This is a genomic window from Microcystis sp. LE19-84.1B, from assembly GCF_027531875.1.
Lineage (GTDB): Bacteria > Cyanobacteriota > Cyanobacteriia > Cyanobacteriales > Microcystaceae > Microcystis > Microcystis panniformis.
The window spans coordinates 1-3,174 of record NZ_JAPZSR010000199.1 but is presented as its reverse complement, the minus strand read 5'-3'; the positions used below and the strand labels follow the sequence as shown (position 1 = coordinate 3,174).

General features: G+C 42.4%; 2 protein-coding genes and 1 pseudogene. 1 reads left to right on the top strand and 2 read right to left on the bottom strand.

Annotation, left to right across the window (positions count from 1 at the left end; translation table 11 throughout):
* Positions 1–1,156: SUMF1/EgtB/PvdO family nonheme iron enzyme (locus O9324_RS11625; protein WP_288140267.1), on the top strand; the 1,156-nt coding region annotated here is incomplete at its 5' end.
* A 135-nt stretch (positions 1,157–1,291) separates the two neighbouring features.
* Here O9324_RS11625 and O9324_RS11620 read toward each other — a convergent pair.
* Both O9324_RS11620 and O9324_RS11615 read right to left on the bottom strand, forming a co-directional pair.
* Positions 1,292–1,685: pseudogene (locus tag O9324_RS11620) on the bottom strand (DUF2887 domain-containing protein); the annotation flags it as partial.
* Between the two features lie 100 nt (positions 1,686–1,785).
* Entirely contained in the window at positions 1,786–2,871 is a 1,086-nt protein-coding gene (locus tag O9324_RS11615) for a class I SAM-dependent methyltransferase (protein WP_288140266.1), read from the bottom strand.
* Between the last annotated feature and the right edge of the window lie 303 nt (positions 2,872–3,174).

The following is a 3,174-nucleotide window of genomic DNA, read 5'->3' as shown; positions in this document are numbered from 1 at the left end:
CAAGTTAGCAGATTTTGGCTTAATTAGAACTTTAAATAACAAAAGCCACACTCAAACCGTCCACAATAGCGGTACAATTATTTATATGCCTCCTGAAGCCTTTAGGGGGGATATTTCCTCAGCTTGGGATCTGTGGTCATTAGGTATTATGTTAATCGAAATGACGACTAATCAACTTCCCTATAAGTTCAATAATGATATTAATCAATTAATGGCCAAGGTGATGAATTGTGAGCTACAAATCCCTAGTTTACCGAAAGAGTTTAAACCGATTATTGAAGGGTGTTTGCAAAAAGATAGAAAACAAAGATGGACAGCACAACAGGTTTTAAATGCCTTACAACCTGTGGGATGGAATTCTCCCCCGTCACCTCCACCAGCACCGGCAGCAGTCAAAAAGCCTGTTTCACCAATACCCCTGATTGCTTCACCTACTCCATTTACCGAAAAAATATCCAACGTAGTAACACTAGAGATGGTGAGCTTACCAGCAGGTCAATTTCTCATGGGTTCTCCTGATAGTGATTCTGGTGCTGCAAGTGCTGAAAAGCCTCCACACCAAGTTAAAGTCAACAGTTTTGCGATTGGGAAATATCCAGTCACTCAGGCACAATATCAAGCGGTAATGGGAACCAATCCCTCTCATTTTAAAAACAATCCGCAAAATCCGGTAGAACAGGTTAGTTGGAATGATGCTCAAGCTTTTTGTCAGAAATTGAGTCAAATAACAGGAAAAACCTATCGCCTACCCACGGAAGCGGAATGGGAATATGCCTGTCGTGCGGGGACTACTACTCGCTTTTATTTCGGTGATGATGCTAATCAGTCAGGAGATTACGCTTGGTATAGCGGAAATTCTCAGGATAAAACTCATCCTGTGGGCCAGAAAAAGCCCAATGCTTGGGGACTCTATGACATGAGTGGCAATGTTTGGGAGTGGTGCGAAGACGATTGGCACGATAACTATATCGGAGCGCCGACGGATGGATCGGCGTGGCTTATCAATAATGATAATCGTTCTCATCTCAAGTGTCTGCGCGGCGGTTCTTGGTACTACAACCCTAGGCACTGTCGTTCTGCCTACCGCGACTGGGACAGCCCCGGCAACGGCTTCAGCAACGGTTTTCGGGTTGCGTGTGTCTCCCCAGGACTTTAACCCTTTGTTCTTTTGCTCTTTTGCCCTTTGTCTCCCGCCCTAAGGCGGGTCGATTTTTTTTTTGAGATTTTTAAACCCTTGTTTCAAGGCTCTGCCTTGAAACACAATATTTAAGGCTCTGCCTTAAAGCAATATTCAGGTAGAACCTGAAGAGAGCGTTCCCAGGTAGAACCTGGGAACGAGATAACGAGATAAAGCTTGTGCTATCTGTTCAAAGTTTAATCCTAATGCCAATAAACGCTGTTAATTCAGCTTCTTGTCTGCCTTACTCCAAAGCTTCCTGATACACTTTAGTTTGTTTTAAATCACTTAAACTAAACATCGCTTCTATCTCCTTTCTACTGACTTGGGGTAGCTTATAAACCAAGATTGTCTCTATCAATTCTAAAAGTTCTTGCTGTTGTTTGACCTTAGGTAATTCTTGTCTAATCCGTGGAATTAATTGTTTTCCCTGCTCGATCGCTCTTGCGGTGGGTGCTATAATTAATTGTAACATCGATATTCCCAGGGATTCCACTTCCCTAATTTTCAGGGAAAAAGTCCCGGAATTTTACCCCCTGAACACTGTAAGGACTGGCACTTTTTGATTTTTAAAAAGCCTTTAGATTTATTCAGCAAACCTTAATTAATTAGTCCTTGAGCAGTGCGATACATTGGGCTAAAGAAGCGTTAGTTTTCAACGCTTGCGGGTTAATATGGGTGGCAGCGGCTCGATAACCTTGTTCTAAGAGAGCTGCAATTAAATCTTCCCTTTTGGGTAAATCTAATTTACCCCTTCTCCCAATTTCCCGAAAGCTATAAAAATAGGGAGGAAAATCGTTTTCTTCCCTCATTATTTCTAACAATTTAACTACCTTTTTCCACTGCCATTGAGCGGCTAAATCTGCCATCTTTTCTAGATAAAAGCGATCGTGTAAACTGCCTAACCACAAGGGTCCAGTTAAGGTTAAAGGTTGCCCGTCCCCAGAACAAACTATCTTGCCTAACTTCGGACAAGGCACTGATTGATATTCCCCGCAGCTATGACAATAACCGAGAAAACCGTAGTTATGACTATTTAATTGTCTATTAGCTGTTAACCGCACCATCACCCGATAACTTTGACCAAAAAAGAAGGAAAAAATCGGCGTAATTCCTAAACCTAACCGGGCCGATTCTAATTGCAAACCAGCGATAATTAATCTTAATCCCTGTTCGTGGGCAGCCGGATGATTGCGAGCATAGGCTCCATAATCAGCTAAACTATTTTCTAGATTATGACCCGTTAGCGTCCGTCCATCGGTATTAGTTAGATAAATTAAACCACCGATTTTAGTGGCTAAAGGAATAGCACTAAACAGAGATGCAGGAGAACCAAAAGCATCAATATCAACTAGATCATAATGGTCTTTTTTAAGATAACATTCTAGGAGAACTTCTTGAGCAGATTTATAGGTTATTTTCCCTTTTTTCTGTTGTAATAAACTCTCTAAGTTAGCGTCTAAAGTTGGCTTAATTTCTGGATTACCATCATTAACCCACAGCCAATCCGCACCACTTTCTAACCAATACCTGAGCGCTCGCACACCGGAGCCGCTCATTACTTCTAAAACGCGCAAACTGCCCCGCTCTTTTTGGGCAATTGCCGCCCCTAAAACTCCTAAATCTCGGACGATTTTACTCTCCGGTCGATAAAAAGTATTGTTGATATTAAATATCGCTTTTTCTTCCTGCATCGCTCATCTCATAATTAAGTAGGTAGGCACAATTATTTGTAGGATGGGTTAGCGGTAGCGTAACATGAGCGGGCGTTGGGTTTCATGCTTCAACCCAACCTACGTTCATTTTATATTTAATTCCACCCACCTACTTAGCACACGATCGCTTCTTTTGTCTTTCCTTGACATCCTCACCGCCGTAAACGGACGGTGATTCCCAAACCTCACGATTTGGGTTTCTGCTTCTTTCCCTTGCGGGGTTCCGCACCTGCCTTAACAGATTTACTCTGTTCTGGTCTTATGGTCGCTCTACAGACTGAC